14 protein-coding genes are annotated in these 14,206 nt (G+C 63.9%); 10 read left to right on the forward strand and 4 right to left on the reverse strand.

The genetic code is table 11. The features are described from left to right. The first annotated feature begins 20 nt into the window (after nt 1-20). From R2N16_RS02140 to R2N16_RS02155, 4 genes are all read left to right on the forward strand, one after another. Entirely contained in the window at nt 21-383 is a 363-nt protein-coding gene (locus R2N16_RS02140; protein WP_316663915.1) for a PAAR domain-containing protein, read from the forward strand. A gap of 11 nt (nt 384-394) precedes the next feature. Beyond that, nucleotides 395-1,387 (forward strand): M35 family metalloendopeptidase, encoded by a 993-nt coding sequence (locus R2N16_RS02145; protein ID WP_316663916.1) that lies wholly within the window; start codon nt 395-397, stop codon nt 1,385-1,387. Next, nucleotides 1,377-1,802 carry a hypothetical protein gene (locus tag R2N16_RS02150; protein ID WP_316663917.1) on the forward strand — a complete coding sequence of 142 codons (426 nt, stop codon included), beginning with the start codon at nt 1,377-1,379 and terminating at the stop codon, nt 1,800-1,802. Before R2N16_RS02145 ends, R2N16_RS02150 begins: the two co-directional genes overlap by 11 nt. 148 nt (nt 1,803-1,950) lie before the next feature. Beyond that, nucleotides 1,951-2,358 carry a hypothetical protein gene (locus R2N16_RS02155; RefSeq protein WP_316663919.1) on the forward strand — a complete coding sequence of 136 codons (408 nt, stop codon included), beginning with the start codon at nt 1,951-1,953 and terminating at the stop codon, nt 2,356-2,358. Between the two features lie 118 nt (nt 2,359-2,476). On the opposite strand, the gene maiA is transcribed toward R2N16_RS02155, so the two are convergent. Then, nucleotides 2,477-3,121, reverse strand: coding sequence for a maleylacetoacetate isomerase (gene maiA / locus R2N16_RS02160; RefSeq protein ID WP_316663920.1), 645 nt, complete (start codon nt 3,119-3,121; stop codon nt 2,477-2,479). An 18-nt stretch (nt 3,122-3,139) separates the two neighbouring features. Then, nucleotides 3,140-3,841 (reverse strand): fumarylacetoacetate hydrolase family protein, encoded by a 702-nt coding sequence (locus tag R2N16_RS02165; RefSeq protein ID WP_316663921.1) that lies wholly within the window; start codon nt 3,839-3,841, stop codon nt 3,140-3,142. A 148-nt stretch (nt 3,842-3,989) separates the two neighbouring features. Between R2N16_RS02165 and R2N16_RS02170 the strand changes: the two genes are divergently transcribed. The 5 genes from R2N16_RS02170 to ybiB all read left to right on the forward strand — a co-directional run bounded on the left by R2N16_RS02170 (nt 3,990) and on the right by ybiB (nt 9,574). Continuing rightward, nucleotides 3,990-4,628, forward strand: coding sequence for an ANTAR domain-containing response regulator (locus R2N16_RS02170; RefSeq protein WP_316663923.1), 639 nt, complete (start codon nt 3,990-3,992; stop codon nt 4,626-4,628). 751 nt (nt 4,629-5,379) lie between these two features. Further along, a complete protein-coding gene (locus tag R2N16_RS02175) occupies nt 5,380-6,660 on the forward strand; it encodes a CmpA/NrtA family ABC transporter substrate-binding protein (RefSeq protein WP_316663925.1) in 1,281 nt (426 codons plus the stop codon). Between the two features lie 55 nt (nt 6,661-6,715). Further along, nucleotides 6,716-7,567, forward strand: a complete 852-nt coding sequence (ntrB, locus tag R2N16_RS02180) for a nitrate ABC transporter permease (protein WP_428984077.1) — start codon at nt 6,716-6,718, stop codon at nt 7,565-7,567. Between the two features lie 20 nt (nt 7,568-7,587). Next, nucleotides 7,588-8,391, forward strand: coding sequence for an ABC transporter ATP-binding protein (locus R2N16_RS02185; RefSeq protein ID WP_316663927.1), 804 nt, complete (start codon nt 7,588-7,590; stop codon nt 8,389-8,391). Between the two features lie 172 nt (nt 8,392-8,563). Continuing rightward, a complete protein-coding gene (ybiB, locus tag R2N16_RS02190) occupies nt 8,564-9,574 on the forward strand; it encodes a DNA-binding protein YbiB (RefSeq protein WP_316663928.1) in 1,011 nt (336 codons plus the stop codon). Between the two features lie 14 nt (nt 9,575-9,588). On the opposite strand, the gene R2N16_RS02195 is transcribed toward ybiB, so the two are convergent. After that, nucleotides 9,589-10,458 carry a pirin family protein gene (locus tag R2N16_RS02195; protein WP_316663930.1) on the reverse strand — a complete coding sequence of 290 codons (870 nt, stop codon included), beginning with the start codon at nt 10,456-10,458 and terminating at the stop codon, nt 9,589-9,591. 14 nt (nt 10,459-10,472) lie between these two features. After that, a complete protein-coding gene (locus tag R2N16_RS02200) occupies nt 10,473-10,877 on the reverse strand; it encodes an OsmC family protein (protein WP_316663931.1) in 405 nt (134 codons plus the stop codon). A gap of 240 nt (nt 10,878-11,117) precedes the next feature. Between R2N16_RS02200 and R2N16_RS02205 the strand changes: the two genes are divergently transcribed. Further along, the gene (locus R2N16_RS02205) at nt 11,118-14,036 is read left to right on the forward strand and encodes a diguanylate cyclase domain-containing protein (protein ID WP_316663933.1); all 2,919 of its coding nucleotides are present in this window, start codon (nt 11,118-11,120) and stop codon (nt 14,034-14,036) included. The last annotated feature ends 170 nt before the right edge of the window (nt 14,037-14,206 follow it).

Here is a 14,206-nt window from a genome sequence, read left to right on the forward strand (position 1 = left end):
CTCTCATGTGGAGATGGCAGATGCAAGACACACAATCCGGCAAGGTCTACGTTGCGGCGTTCAACGGCGCGAAGACAGCCAACGGCGGCGAGATCATTCAGGGCTCCTGCAGCATCCGAGATAGCGGACACACGCTCCTGCTCGTGGGCGATGAAGCTGTCTACCCAGACGGCAGCGTGGCTGCCATTACCGCGGGTGCGGGCATGGCGATGGTGGACGACGATCGTCCCGTTGCGATGATTGGCAGCCCACTGAGCAACGGCGACACCATTGTTTCGTCACCAATCACCGCCCTGACTTTCGATGAACCGGCGGACGCGCCCGTCATCGGCCTGCTTGACCCGGCGTACCGTCCGGAGCCGGCGACCGGCAGCGTGATCTGAGGGGGCCGGACATGGAAGACATGCGCCCCGGCCTCAGGCATGGTGACTTAACAACGACGGGTGGCGTCGTAATTGCCACCGGCAGGATGCGGTTCCACGGCAAAGAGGTGGCTGCGGAAGGGGATCTGGCAACTTGCCCAGCCTGCAAATCTGTGGGCCACCTAATCAACGATGCCTACCCAGCGTTTGGGCTTCCGGGCGGCCGGCAGCTCGCCATTCAAGGTGCGTGGATTTTCTGCAAATGCGCCAATCCCCCTCGCGCGATTGCTTCGACGGATAAATTTCGGGTTGCAGTGAATCGGGCGGGCAGTGGAATGCATGTTTCGGTGACTGCGAAGTCAGCCTTCACCGCGCCGCTGGGAGGCCATAACCGGGCGCCGTTGCCCTCATCGTCGCTCAAAGAGACAGATCAGAAATCGACGCTTGAAGACGATCCCCAATTGATCTGCCCCAACATGAGCAACGCGGAGTTCGCTCAGATGGTCATGCAGCGACGAGACAAAGCTGTGTCGCTTATCGATAAGCGGCTAACCGAATTAGCAGGATGGTCTACCGCCGCTCGGGTTCGCGTCGCCCAGTGGTTCGGTAATAGCGACGGTGTAACGCGGGACTATCTAGCTGGTGGACTTGCCCGCATACGTCATGTACTCGCTGGGCTAACTCCGAACAATTTTGTTCGCTATTCTGAGGCGACCATGGCGCATGTCGGCTGCGTTTCAGACTCAAAGAGAAAACTCGGGGTTGTCGCAGAGGTATGCGCACCCGATACGGCAACACATACGATCGCCATTCATTTGGATTTCTGCGAGCTACGAGACTTCGCCTACAGCATGGACTCGCAGGTATCTACGCTAATTCATGAGGTATCGCACTTCCACGACACCATGAACACCGGAGATCCTGTTTACTTCATGAGGAAGTGCCGAGATCTTGCGAAATCCAACCCGGAGATCACGCTCCATAACGCCGATAGCATCGCAGGTTATGTCATCTATGAAGATTAGAAATACGCTGGCGGCGTTTCTGCTCTTGAGTGCCCGCGTCACGTATGCCTGCATGCCGGGTCAGAATTTTGATGTGTACTTTTCTTCGGATTCCGCGGCGGTATCTTCGTCGGAAATACTTCGCCTAGCGAATTGGATGGTAGATCAGCGCATCAAGTATCCGACGCAAGAGGTGTTTCAGGTCGATGGACGGGCAGAAGACCATGAGCGCAACGCGCGTGCGCTGGCAAAAGCACGCTTACGAGCTGTCGTATCCATCCTGAAAACCCAACACTTCAACCAAGTACCGGTGGATGAACACTCCGGCGTCTACCGGTCAGATGATGTAGGAAACGGACGGCGAGTCGAGATCTCGATCTTGCCTGCGTGCCCCAACCCGTGCTGCTCTGACGGCGACATGCCTACCAAGAGATAGGCGAGCCTGGCTGTCCTCAATGCGCAGGCTCCTATTCTCCGCACTCCTTGCTTGTAGCGGCCGCATCCACGGCTGACTACGTGACAACAGAGGCGTTCTTGCCGACCTATCGCGTCGGAAGCACGACTTTTCACCTTGGGGGTCTACGATGCATCCCACTAAGATGTGGGCGCTATTTTTCCTGACCGCATCCAATTATTCGCTTGCAAACTCGGATAACTCGTCTGATTGCGTTAAACATCTTGGCGGTGGATACGGAGATGCTCAATGCTATCAAGCATTGAGCGCAAAACTTACCGAAGAAAATGAGAATATCTACAAGGAGTTAGCGAAAAGCATCCCACCACGAAGTCCTCATGCACGCTTACTTGACGAGTACATGACATCACAAAGAAGATCCGAAAAATTTTGCGATCTGCAGCGTGACGCAGGCACAAAATGGAAGGAAGTTACTGATGGAACAATGTACCCCGCAATTTATGAAGGCTGCATTTATAAATTGAGAGAATCTCAGAATTCATTTCTGAAAGCTCTTCTGGAGATGTCGCGGTGGTAACCAGAAATCGAATGATCAGGACGGAAATATCGCGCCCGTCGCATTATGGATAGCGGTACGTCGTCGCACCCTCAAGACGAAAAAAAAGGCGTCGCCAACGCAACGCCCCCCATCTCAATCACCCCGCATCCGGCTGCACCCCAGGCGCCGCCCTCTGGAACGCCCCCTGCGCCATGCAGTGCTCGAAGATCCGCGCAAGCGTCGGGTAATCCTCCACCGCCACATCAAACCGCTTGCCGTTGAACACCTGCGGCACGAGGCACACGTCGGCCAGTGTTGGCGTGTCGCCCACGCAGTAGGCGCCCGTGAGCGGCGACTGTGACAGCCGCGTTTCCAGCGCCGCAAACCCCAGCTTCACCCAGTGGCGATACCACTCGTTGCGCGCCTCTTCTTCCACGTTGAACGTGTTCTTCAGGTACTTGAGCACGCGCGGGTTGTTCAGCGGATGGATCTCGCACGCGATGGCCAGCGCAATCGCCCGGATGTGTGCGCGGTTGCTCGGCGAGCCCGGTAGCAGCGTGGGCTCGGGGTGCGTCTCTTCCAGGTATTCGACGATGGCCAAGGACTGGTTCAGCACGTCGGTGCCGTCGCACAGCACGGGCACCAGCGCATCGGGGTTCAGCTTGACGAAGTCGGGGGCCAGTTGCTCGCCCTTGAGCAGGTGCACTGGTGCGTAGTCGTACGGCAGTCCCTTGACCTCCAGGGCGATGCGCACCCGGAACGACGCCGAACTGCGGAAGTAGTTGTACAGCTTGATCGACATGGCTTCTGACTCTTGCGCTCAAATGACCTTCACGTGCAGCTCGCCCACGCCGTCGATCTTCCCGACCATCAGGTCGCCGACGACGACCGGGCCGACGCCTTCGGGCGTGCCGGTGTAGATCAGATCGCCGGGGCGCAGTTCGAACAGGCGCGACAGATACGCAATGGTTTCCGGCACCGACCAGATCAGGTCCGACAGATCACCGCGCTGGTGTTCGCGGCCGTTGACCGACAGCGTGACGGCACCCTTGTCCGGATGCGCCACGTCCTTGGCCGGCACGATGGGGCCGATGGGCGCGGAGCCGTCAAAGGCCTTGCCGGTTTCCCACGGGCGGCCGCCCTTCTTGGCCGCGTTCTGCAGATCGCGGCGCGTCATGTCCAGGCCGATGGCGTAACCGTAGATGTGATTGGCCGCAGTTTCCACGGAGATGTCGCGGCCGCCCGTACCGATGGCGACCACGAGTTCGATCTCGTAGTGGCAATCCTTGGTTTCGGTCGGGTAGACGAACTGGCCGGTCTCGCCGTCGGCGATGTAACGCACAGCATCAGCCGGCTTGCAGAAGAAGAACGGCGGTTCGCGGTCGGGGTCGGAACCCATCTCGCGGGCGTGGGCGGCGTAGTTGCGGCCGACGCAATACACGCGGCGCACCGGAAACTGGCCTTGCCCGCCACGCACGGGAATGCCATTGACGGCGGGCGGGGTGACGACGAAATCGGTCATGCGGGTCTCCTCGGACTAAGCTGGAGTGGAACAGGTGGGGACACTGCGGCCACCGCCCCCCGGCGACCGACGAGTTTGCGAGAATACACCCGCACCGGCCCGGCGCGGTTCTTGCATGCCCAGCGTGCACCCTGCCCCACTTTGCATCATGCACGTGAAACCGCCCACCTCATCCGCCTCGCCCGCCGCATCCCACCCGGCTGCGCCGATGCGCGTGCTGCTGGTGCGCGATCCGCTGGATGCCGAACAGATCAACCTGGAACTGATCCGCGCCGGGCTGGCGGAAGCCGGCTTCGTCGACGTGGGACTGGCCGACGCCGACCTTACCTTGCCTGACCGCATCGCCCAGACCCAGCCCGACATGGTGATCGTCGCGTCCGAATCGGCCGCGCGGGACACCATCGAGCACGTGTGCGTAGCCACGCAGCACGCGCCGCGCCCCATCGTGCTGTTCACCGACAACGACGACGCCACGCGCATCAAGACGGCATTTGCCGCCGGCATCACCGCCTACATCGTCGACGGCATCAAGCCCACGCGTGTAAAGGCAGTGCTGGACGTCGCCTACGCCCGCTTCGAGCACGACCGCGCCCTGCGGGCCGAACTGGACAACGCCAAGACGCAACTGGCCGAACGCAAGGTGCTCGAACGCGCCAAGGGCCTGCTGATGAAGCAGATGAGCCTGTCGGAGGACGATGCCTTCAAGCGTCTGCGCAAGATGGCAATGGATCGCAACATCAAGCTGGTGGAAGCCGCCCAGCGCGTGATCGATGTGATGGCCAGTTGAGTTGAGCACTCGGGCCGTCGCCCAGTTTTGGTGCGCCGCACAAGTCCGGCGCCGTAAACGCACCAGTCGCGCGCTACGGTGTGCGGCTCGAACGCCGCGTCCAGACCGTTGCGCGTCAAGCTCCGAGGAGCCAATTTGCCGAGCGCAAACCCTCGCCTGCCGCGTTCCGACCGTCAAACCCCGAGCAAAAAGCCTGATGCACCGAGCGCTGCGTGCCAACCGCGGGGCAGAAAACCTCGCGCTACCGGAGTTCAGAACCTCGTTCGCCAGGCTCTGAGCCTCAACCGCCAAGCTAAAAGCCTCACGCGCCAGGCTCCGAACCTCAACCGCCAAGCTAAAAGCCTCACACGCCAGGCTCCGAGCCTCAACCACCGAGCTAAAAGCCTCACACGCCAGGCTCCGAGCCTCAACCGCCAAGCTAAAAGCCTCACGCGCCAGGCTCCGAGCCTCAACCGCCGAGCTAAAAGCCTCACGCGCCAGGCTCCGAGCCTCAACCGCCAAGCTAAAAGCCTCACGCGCCGGGCTCCGAGCCTCAACCACCGAGCTAAAAGCCTCACACGCCGGGCTCCGAACGCGGAATCCACAACCCATCGCACGACGTTGGCATACCCCTTGCAAGTGTCGCTGCGAAGCCGGTGCCAACGTGGGTATCGGCATGGGACAACGGCGTCCCGACGCACGACTCTGCGACCCATCCCCGGCGATGGGCGGCGATGGCGCGCGTCGGGACGCCTTTTCTTTGGAGCCATGGATGGCCGCGCCAGACAAGACCGACGCCCTCGTCAATCCGATCAACCCCAAGCGCCGCAGCATCATGAAAGCCGCGGCGACGATTGCAGGAGGCAGTGCCGTGGCATTGATTGATCCGCTGGTGCGTGCCGGTGCCTGGGCCGCCGGCTCCGATGCGCCCGAGAAGACGGAGCTGAAGGTCGGCTTCATCCCGCTCACGGACTGCGCCTCGGTGGTCATGGCGTCCACGCTGGGCATCGACAAGAAGTACGGCATCAAGATCACGCCGTCGAAAGAAGCCTCGTGGGCCGGCGTGCGCGACAAGCTGGTGTCGGGCGACCTGGATGCGGCGCACGTGCTCTACGGGTTGATCTACGGCGTGCAGCTCGGCATTGGCGGCCCGAAGAAAGACATGGCCGTGCTGATGACACTCAACAACAACGGCCAGGCGATCACGCTGTCGTCCAAGCTGAAGGAAGCAGGCGTCAAGGATGGCGCGTCGTTGAAGGCGGTCATGGCGAAAGAGAAGCGCGAATACGTCTTCGCGCAGACCTTCCCGACTGGTACGCACGCGATGTGGCTGTACTACTGGCTGGCCGCGCACGGCATCCACCCGCTGCAGGATGCGAAGGCGATTACCGTGCCGCCGCCGCAGATGGTCGCGAACATGCGCGTGGGCAACATGGATGGCTACTGCGTGGGCGAGCCGTGGGGTGCCCGCGCGATTGCAGACAACATCGGCTTTACCGCCGAGACCACACAAGCCATCTGGAAAGACCACCCGGAGAAGGTGCTGGGCACCACGGCAGAGTTCGTGCAGAAGTATCCGAACACGGCACGCGCACTCACCGCGGCGGTACTGGAAGCGTCCAAGTTCATCGATGCGTCGGCGTCGAACCGCCGCAAGACGGCCGAGACCATCGCCGCCAAGTCCTACGTCAACACCGACATGGACATCATCCTCGACCGCATGCTGGGCCGCTACACCAATGGCCTGGGCAAGACGTGGGACGACCCGGACCCGATGCGCTTCTATCACGACGGCGCGGTCAACTTCCCGTACCTGTCGGACGGCATGTGGTTCCTCACGCAGCACAAGCGCTGGGGCCTCTTGAAGACGCATCCGGATTACCTGGCCGTCGCCAAGCAGATCAACCGCATCGACATCTTCAAGCAAGCTGCAACAGCCACGGGCACGCCGCTTCCCAAGAGCGATATGCGCACGGCCAAGTTGATCGACGGGGTGGTGTGGGATGCGAAGAATCCTGCCGCGTATGCCGACGGCTTCAAGCTGAAAGCCTGACGCCTCGGCCCTCCTGAATCTCTGATTGCGGTCCCTCACGTCGATGGAGCCCGACATGAACACGCTCGTCAAAACGTTGTCCGGCGTGCAGTCCGACGCCGCCCCTGAACGTCGCAGCCTTGTTGTGCGCGACTGGCTTGTCGCCGCGGTGGTGCGCGGCTTTCCGCCCGTGCTGGGCTTTGTGCTGTTTGTGCTGGCGTGGCAAGGCATCGCCACGGCCATCCCCGCGCTGCCGACACCGGCAGTGACGTGGAAAGCGGCGCTCGCGCTGTTTGCCGATCCGTTCTATCGCAATGGCCCCAATGACCAGGGCGTGGGCTGGAACGTGCTGGCGTCGCTGGCCCGCGTGGGTGCGGGCTTCGGCATGGCGGCGGTCATCGGCATTCCGGCGGGTTTCCTCATCGGGCGCTTTGCGTTTCTCAATGCGATGGCCTCGCCCATCATCAGCCTGCTGCGGCCGGTGTCGCCGCTGGCGTGGCTGCCGATCGGGCTGTTGCTGTTCAAGTCGGCCAACCCGGCGGCCATCTGGGCGATCTTCATCTGCTCGATCTGGCCGATGGTCATCAACACCGCCGTGGGTGTCACGCGCGTGCCGCAGGACTATCTCAATGTTGCTCGCGTGCTGAACCTGTCGGAATGGAAGGTGTTCACGCGCGTGCTGTTTCCGGCGGTGCTGCCGTACATGCTGACCGGCGTGCGGCTGTCCATCGGCACGGCGTGGCTGGTGATCGTGGCAGCGGAGATGCTCACCGGCGGCGTCGGCATCGGCTTCTGGCTGTGGGACGAATGGAACAACCTGAAGGTCGAGCACATCGTCATCGCCATCTTTGTGATTGGGGTGGTGGGCTTGCTGCTGGAGCACGCGCTGCTGGCGATTGCGCGGCGGTTCTCGTACGACGCGGTTTAAGGGAAATTGGGGGGATCGCCATGACAGACAAATTCCTGCGCATCGAAAGCGTCGGCCAAACGTTCAAGACCAAGAGCGGCCCGTTCGTCGCCCTGCGCGACATCGACCTGACCGTTGCGCGCGGTGAGTGCATCGCGCTCATCGGGCACTCGGGGTGCGGTAAATCGACGTTGCTGAACCTCATTGCCGGGCTCACGCGGCCGACCGCGGGTGGGCTGATCCTGGCCGAACGCGAGATCGCCGGGCCGGGGCCGGATCGCGCGGTGGTGTTTCAGAACCACTCACTGCTGCCGTGGCTCACGTGCTTTGACAACGTGTATCTCGCCGTCGAGCGGGTATTCGGCAAGACCGAGACGAAGGTGCAATTGCGTGAGCGCACGCATGCGGCGCTGGCACTGGTCGGCTTGTCTCATGCCGAGCAGAAGCATCCGCACGAGATCTCTGGCGGGATGAAGCAGCGGGTGGGGATTGCGCGGGCGCTTTCCATGGAGCCGAAGGTACTGCTGATGGATGAGCCCTTTGGCGCGCTGGATGCGCTGACGCGGGCGCATCTGCAGGATGAGCTGCTGAAGATCGTTGCCGCCACCGGCAGCACCGTGGTGATGGTGACGCACGACGTGGATGAAGCCGTGCTGCTGGCAGACCGCATCGTGATGATGACGAATGGGCCGGCCGCGACCATCGGCGAGGTGTTGACCGTGAACTTGCCGCGCCCGCGGGATCGGATGGCGTTGGCGGATGATCCGGCGTATCACGCTTGTCGGACGGCGGTGTTGGACTTTTTGTATCGGAAGCAGAGGCATCCGGTGGCGGAGGCTGCCTGATTCGCTGTTGGGATGGACTTGTTGTTTGAGCTTGGTGGTCTATCCCCTGTTTCATCCCCTGCCGGGGCAGAAACAGGGGATGCACCACCCGGGCAAAAAACACCATGACATGGCGTCAGCGCCAACCCACAGCGCTATGATCAACCCCACGCCAATCACCCCGCCATGAACAATGCCCGCTCCCCCCATCCTCCCCGACAACGCCGCTGAAGACGCCTTCGCGACCGGCCCCTTCCCCGCAGCCCGCTTCATCAAGGAAATCGGCCGTGGCGCAGACGGCGCACGCGCCCTGGTCAAGCACGACGCCCGTGCGCTCTTCAGCGCCATGCTGGAAGGCCGCATCACCGACGTGCAGCTCGGCGCCATCCTCATGGCCTACCGCATCAAAGGCGAGACCCCGGAAGAACTCGACGGCATGCTCGAAGCCGCGCACGCGCATTGCCGGCCGCTGCCGGCACCGGACACGCCAGACCACGCGCTGCCTGTCGTCATCCCCAGCTACAACGGTGCCCGCCGCCAGCCGAACCTGGTGCCGCTGCTGGTCAAGCTGCTGGCGCGCGAAGGTGTGCCGGTGCTGGTGCATGGCATCCGCCGCTTCGACGGCCGCATCACCACCGCCGCCCTGTTCGAAGCCCTCCGCTGGCCGGTCTGCGAACACATGGACGACGCCCGCGAGCGCCTGGAAACCGATCGCCTGGCCTACGTGCCCATCGACGTGCTCTCCCCCGAGCTGGCGTCGCTGCTGGACAAGCGCGAGATCGTCGGCCTGCGCAATTCCGCGCACACGGTGGTGAAGATGCTGCAGCCCATTGGCGGGCACGCACCGCATGAGGCGCTGCGGCTGGTCAGCTACACGCACCCGGAATACCGCGACACGCTCACCGATTACTTTCTGCGCCATCCGGCCAACGTGCTGCTGGCACGCGGCACCGAAGGCGAGACCGTAGCGGACGCGCGGCGCGGCAGCGCGGTGGAGTGGCTACACGACGGCGCGCATGAAACGGTGATCGACGCGGTGGAAGGCTCAAGCGACGCACCGCCTGAATTGCCCGTGGGGACGGACGCGGCTGCGACGGCGCGGTGGATTGAAGCCGTGCTCGACGGCGGGCAGCCGGTGCCGGAGCCGATTGCCAAGCAAGTTCGCGCGATCGTGCGGTGTGCACGACCGGCGCAGGCTGCCTGATCGATCGCTCGGTCTTACTTGGACGGCAGCGGAATGCGCTCCGTTTCGCCTGGCACGTGGGCGAAGGCATCGCGCTCCCAGCGCTGCTTGGCGTCTTCAATGTCGGCCTTGTCGCTGGCGACGAAGTTCCAGTAGATGTGGCGGTGGCCGTCGGTCGGGTCACCGCCCAGCAGCATCACGCGTGACGACACCTGCGCGGTGAGCGTCACGTCGCCGCCCGGCTCCAGCACGGCCAGGTGGTGGGGGTCGAGCGCCTCGCCATCGATCGTGACAGCGCCGTCGACGAGATACAGGCCGCGGTCTGCATGCTCGGGCGGAATCACCAGCGACGCGCCGGCCGCCAGTTCCAGCGCCACATACAGCGTGCGCGAACTCACCTTCACCGGCGACACCAGCCCGAACGCATCACCCGCGATGACCACACCCTGCACGCCGGGGCACTCGAGCTTGGGCAGCGTTTCGGCAGCGTGATGGGCGAAGCTGGCGTCCACCTTTTCCTGATCCTTCGGCAGCGCCACCCAGGTCTGGATGCCATGCACACGCGCACCCTTTTCACGCCCGTCGGGCGACGAGCGCTCGGAGTGGACGATGCCGTTGCCGGCCGTCATCCAGTTCACGTCGCCGGGCGTGATGGTCTGCACGCTGCCGAGGCTGTCGCGGTGGACCATGCTGCCGTCAAACAGATACGTGACGGTGGCCAGTCCGATGTGCGGGTGCGGGCGCACGTCGATGCCCTCGCCGGGGGCGAAATCCACCGGCCCCATGTGGTCGAAGAAAATGAACGGCCCGACCGTCTGGCGCGCCGCCGAGGGCAGCACACGTTTGACCGAAAAACCACCCAGGTCGCGCACGTGCGGACCGATGATGTGCTGAATGGAAGTCATGGCAGGAAGCCTCCTCAAGCGCGCTCGGCGAGTTCGGTGTCGACGCTGATCTCGACCTCGGTCATCAGCTTGTGAACAGGGCATTTGCCGGCCACGCGCAGCAGGTCGGCGCGCTGCTCGTCGCTCAGATCGCCGTGCAAGGTCAGCACCGTGCGGAGCTTGTAGCGGCCCTGGCGCTCCTGGCTGCCGTCGTGCTCGACGGCCACGTCGATCGAATCGAGCGGGTACTTGCGCTGGCGCGCATACAGCGTGACGGTCAGCGCCTTGCAGCTTGCCAGGGCCGCATCAAAGTAGGCGTGCGGATCGGGCGCGCTGCCCTCGCCCGTCGGCTTGGGCACGTCGGTGTATGTCACGCCTTCAGGAAAGGTGATCTTGTGGCGGAAAAGGCCTTCGGTGTCCTTGCTGACGACGATCGTCATGACGGCTCCTGTAATGGTTTTAGCGATGTCCGGGCAGTGTAGCCAACTTGCGTGACGGCACGGGGAGCGATGCGATGTGCGGCGTACATCGCATTCATCGGCGCTTCGATCACTCGACATTGCAGACATGGCAATTCGGCCCACCCATTTAGGTGGAAACGCTCAAGCAGCGCGGTTTTCCGCCGATCTTCCGGTTAGAAGACATCCGCCCTGAAACCGCCCCGCTTACGCGTCACCTGCATGGTTCCTCGCCGGCCGCTTGTCGCCATTGCCGGCGGCATCGGCATTCTCCTCGTCCTTGTCGGGCTGACCGTGATGGTCGGCTGGCTGCGGCATTGGCCATGGGCGGTGAAGCTGGGCACCGACCGGCTGCTGATCGTGTTTGCCACGGGGATCAACCTGTCGCTGCTGGGCGCAGGCCTGGGGGCGCTGCTCGTCGGGACGGTACGACCCAACGCGCGGTGGGCGGATCGGGCGGCCCGCGGGCTGGGCGGCATGGTGGCGGTGCTGTCGACGCTGCGGCTGGCCGAGATGATCACGGGGTGGCCCATCGGGCTGGACTTTCCAGGCGTGCACGCGTGGCTGGACCGCCAATGGGTGACCGGATGGATTGGCGGCATGCACCCCAGCCACGCGCTGGCGATGGCCGCATCGGCAACGGCCTTGAGCCTTGTGCCCACGCTGCCCAAGCCGCACCGCGCGCGGTGGTTGTGGAGCCTCGTCGGCCTGGCGATACTGCTCTGCGTGGGCGACCTGCTCGGCCGCGCCATGGCACTCGAATATCTGTACCCGGCATGGCTGCGGTGGCGCGCCTCAGACGTGGCCGCCCTCTGCACGCTGCTGGTGGTCACGGGCGTGCTGTGCGTGGCGGTGGTCCGGCACCCGGGCCAGTTGCGCCTGCGCTTGTCGCCGGAAGACACCATCGTGTGGATCAGCGGCGGCTGTGTAGTGCTGGCGGGCCTGGGGGCCACCGTCACGGCGTTCATCATCCAGGTGGACAGTGTCAGCCTGACATTCGGCACCACGCGGACGCGGGCCCTCTCGAGCTACGCCGAAGAGTTCGACCAACTGCTGGCCGCGCGCGCGGAGAATCCGCGCCTGGTGGCCGCTGCTACACACATCCAGGAAGTGCTGCGCCATCCGGCCGACAACGCGGCGCGTCTGCGCAGCGAGAGCGCGCTGCAGGCGTATCGGCAGCAAGGCTATTCGTACCTGCAACTGCGTACGCTGGCGGGCGAGGCCATCGTCAGCCTGGGCACGCAAACGCTTGAACCCGAGCTGTCGATTGCGCTGCACGCCGGCCTCGCACCCGAGCGCGTCACGCTGCAATGGGTCCACGGTTTTGCCATGCGCACCGAAACGCCAGTCATGGCAGACGGGGTGCAGATCGGCTGGCTGGTCGCCGAGCAACCGCTCGCCCACATGACACGCCGCTACACCAACGAACGCGGCGCCGGAATGACGGAAACGCTGGCGATGTCGGGCTTTGATGCGCGCGGCCGCGCAATGTCGTTTCCGCAGCGCTTTGATGCGTATGTATTCGAACTGCCGCCGCTCACGGTCGACCACCGGCCGCTGCCGTCGCGCCTGGCGCTGGCAGGCAAGGCGGGCTACGGCCAGTGGCAGGACATCCACGGCATGCCGACATCGTTCAGCTACACGCCCATCGGCCACACGGGGCTGGCGCTGATCAGCAAGATCGCCAGCGCCGAGCTGTACGCGCCGATGCGCCTGCAGTTCGAGCGGCTCGCGGCCTTCATGCTGTGCCTCATGATCGGCAGCGTGCTGGCCATCCGCCTGACGGTGCGGCCGTTTGCCAACCGGCTGGCCGCGTCCGAACGCGCTCTGCGCACCGCCAACGAAAGCCTCGAGCGCCGCCGCGACGCCCTGCGCGCCAGCCGCGAACAACTGCGCCTGGTGGCCGACAACGTGCCGGCGCAACTCAGCTATGTCGACCCCGACGGCATCGTCCGCTTTGCCAGCCGCACGCTGCTCGAAGCCTTCGGCCGCAATGAAGACGAGATGCTCGACCGCCATGTGCGCGACATCTACGCGCCTGAGGACTACCGCACGCTGCTGCCCTACATGACCGAAGTGCTGGCCGGCTATCCGGTGCAGTTCGAGATCACGTCCATGCGCACGGGCGTGCCCCGCTACCTGAGCGGCCATTACTTTCCTGACTACGATGATTGCGGCACGCTGCGCGGCTATTTTTCGGTGCTGCAGGATCTGACGGCGCGCACGAGCGCCGAGCTGGCCCTGGCACGCAGCGAACGCGCGCTCAAGCTCGTGCTCGACAACGCGCCGCTGCTGGTGTCGCACATCAACCCCGACGGCGTCTTCACCTTCTGCAACGTCACGCATGCGCGTTGGCTGCAGCGCACGCCCGAGGAAGTCTGCGGGCAGAAGCCGGAACGGGTGTTCACGCCGGGCACGTACGCCCTGCTCGCCCCGTATCTGGCGCGCGCCCTGCGGGGAGAATCGGTCGAATTCGAGATCACCGCGCCGTGGTACGAAAAGCCGCACGCCAGCAGCCCGCGCGGCCGCACGCGGCATTTCCGCGGCCAGCTGGTCCCCGATGCCGGAGAAACGCACGACGGCCGCAGCGGCTTCTATGCCTTCGTGCAGGACGTGACCGAGGCCAAGCGCAGCGAGATGGAGCTTTCGCGCATGGCGCACTTTGATGCCCTCACCGGCCTGCCCAACCGCTACGAACTCTACGAGCGCCTGCGCGCCGCACTGGAGCGTCGTCAGCGCCTGGCCGCGCCGCTGGGCGTGCTGTATCTGGACGTCGACCACTTCAAGCACATCAACGACACCTACGGCCACGCCGCCGGCGATGCCGTGCTGGTGGAGGTCGCGCACCGCCTGCAACGCGCCGTGCGCCGCACCGACACCGTCGCCCGCCTCGCAGGTGACGAATTCATCATCCTGCTCGACCCCATCGACGCCCCGGATGATGCGCTGCACACCGCGCAGAAGATCGTCGGCGCGATCCGCCCGCCGATCACCCTGCCGGGCGACACGATCCTGCAGGTCACAACCAGCATTGGCGTAGCTTGCCCCGGCCCCGAAGTGCGCGACCCCGACGCCGCCCTGCGCGAGGCCGATCGCGCACTTTATTGGGCCAAGTCACGCGGTCGTAACACGGCGGCATAGTCGAGAACTGATCTCGCCAGCCGTGGTCTATGACGGGTGCGCAGGGTTTTTTGCTGCGGCGCAAACATCACACTATTAAAGCAAGCCCCTTGATTTGCGGGAACTATCAACCGGACAAAAATGTCCTATTAGCACTCTTCCGGTTGGAGTGCTAAGATGCCTTTCCAAAC

Source organism: Ralstonia psammae, from assembly GCF_958405935.1.
Taxonomy (GTDB): Bacteria; Pseudomonadota; Gammaproteobacteria; order Burkholderiales; family Burkholderiaceae; genus Ralstonia; species Ralstonia psammae.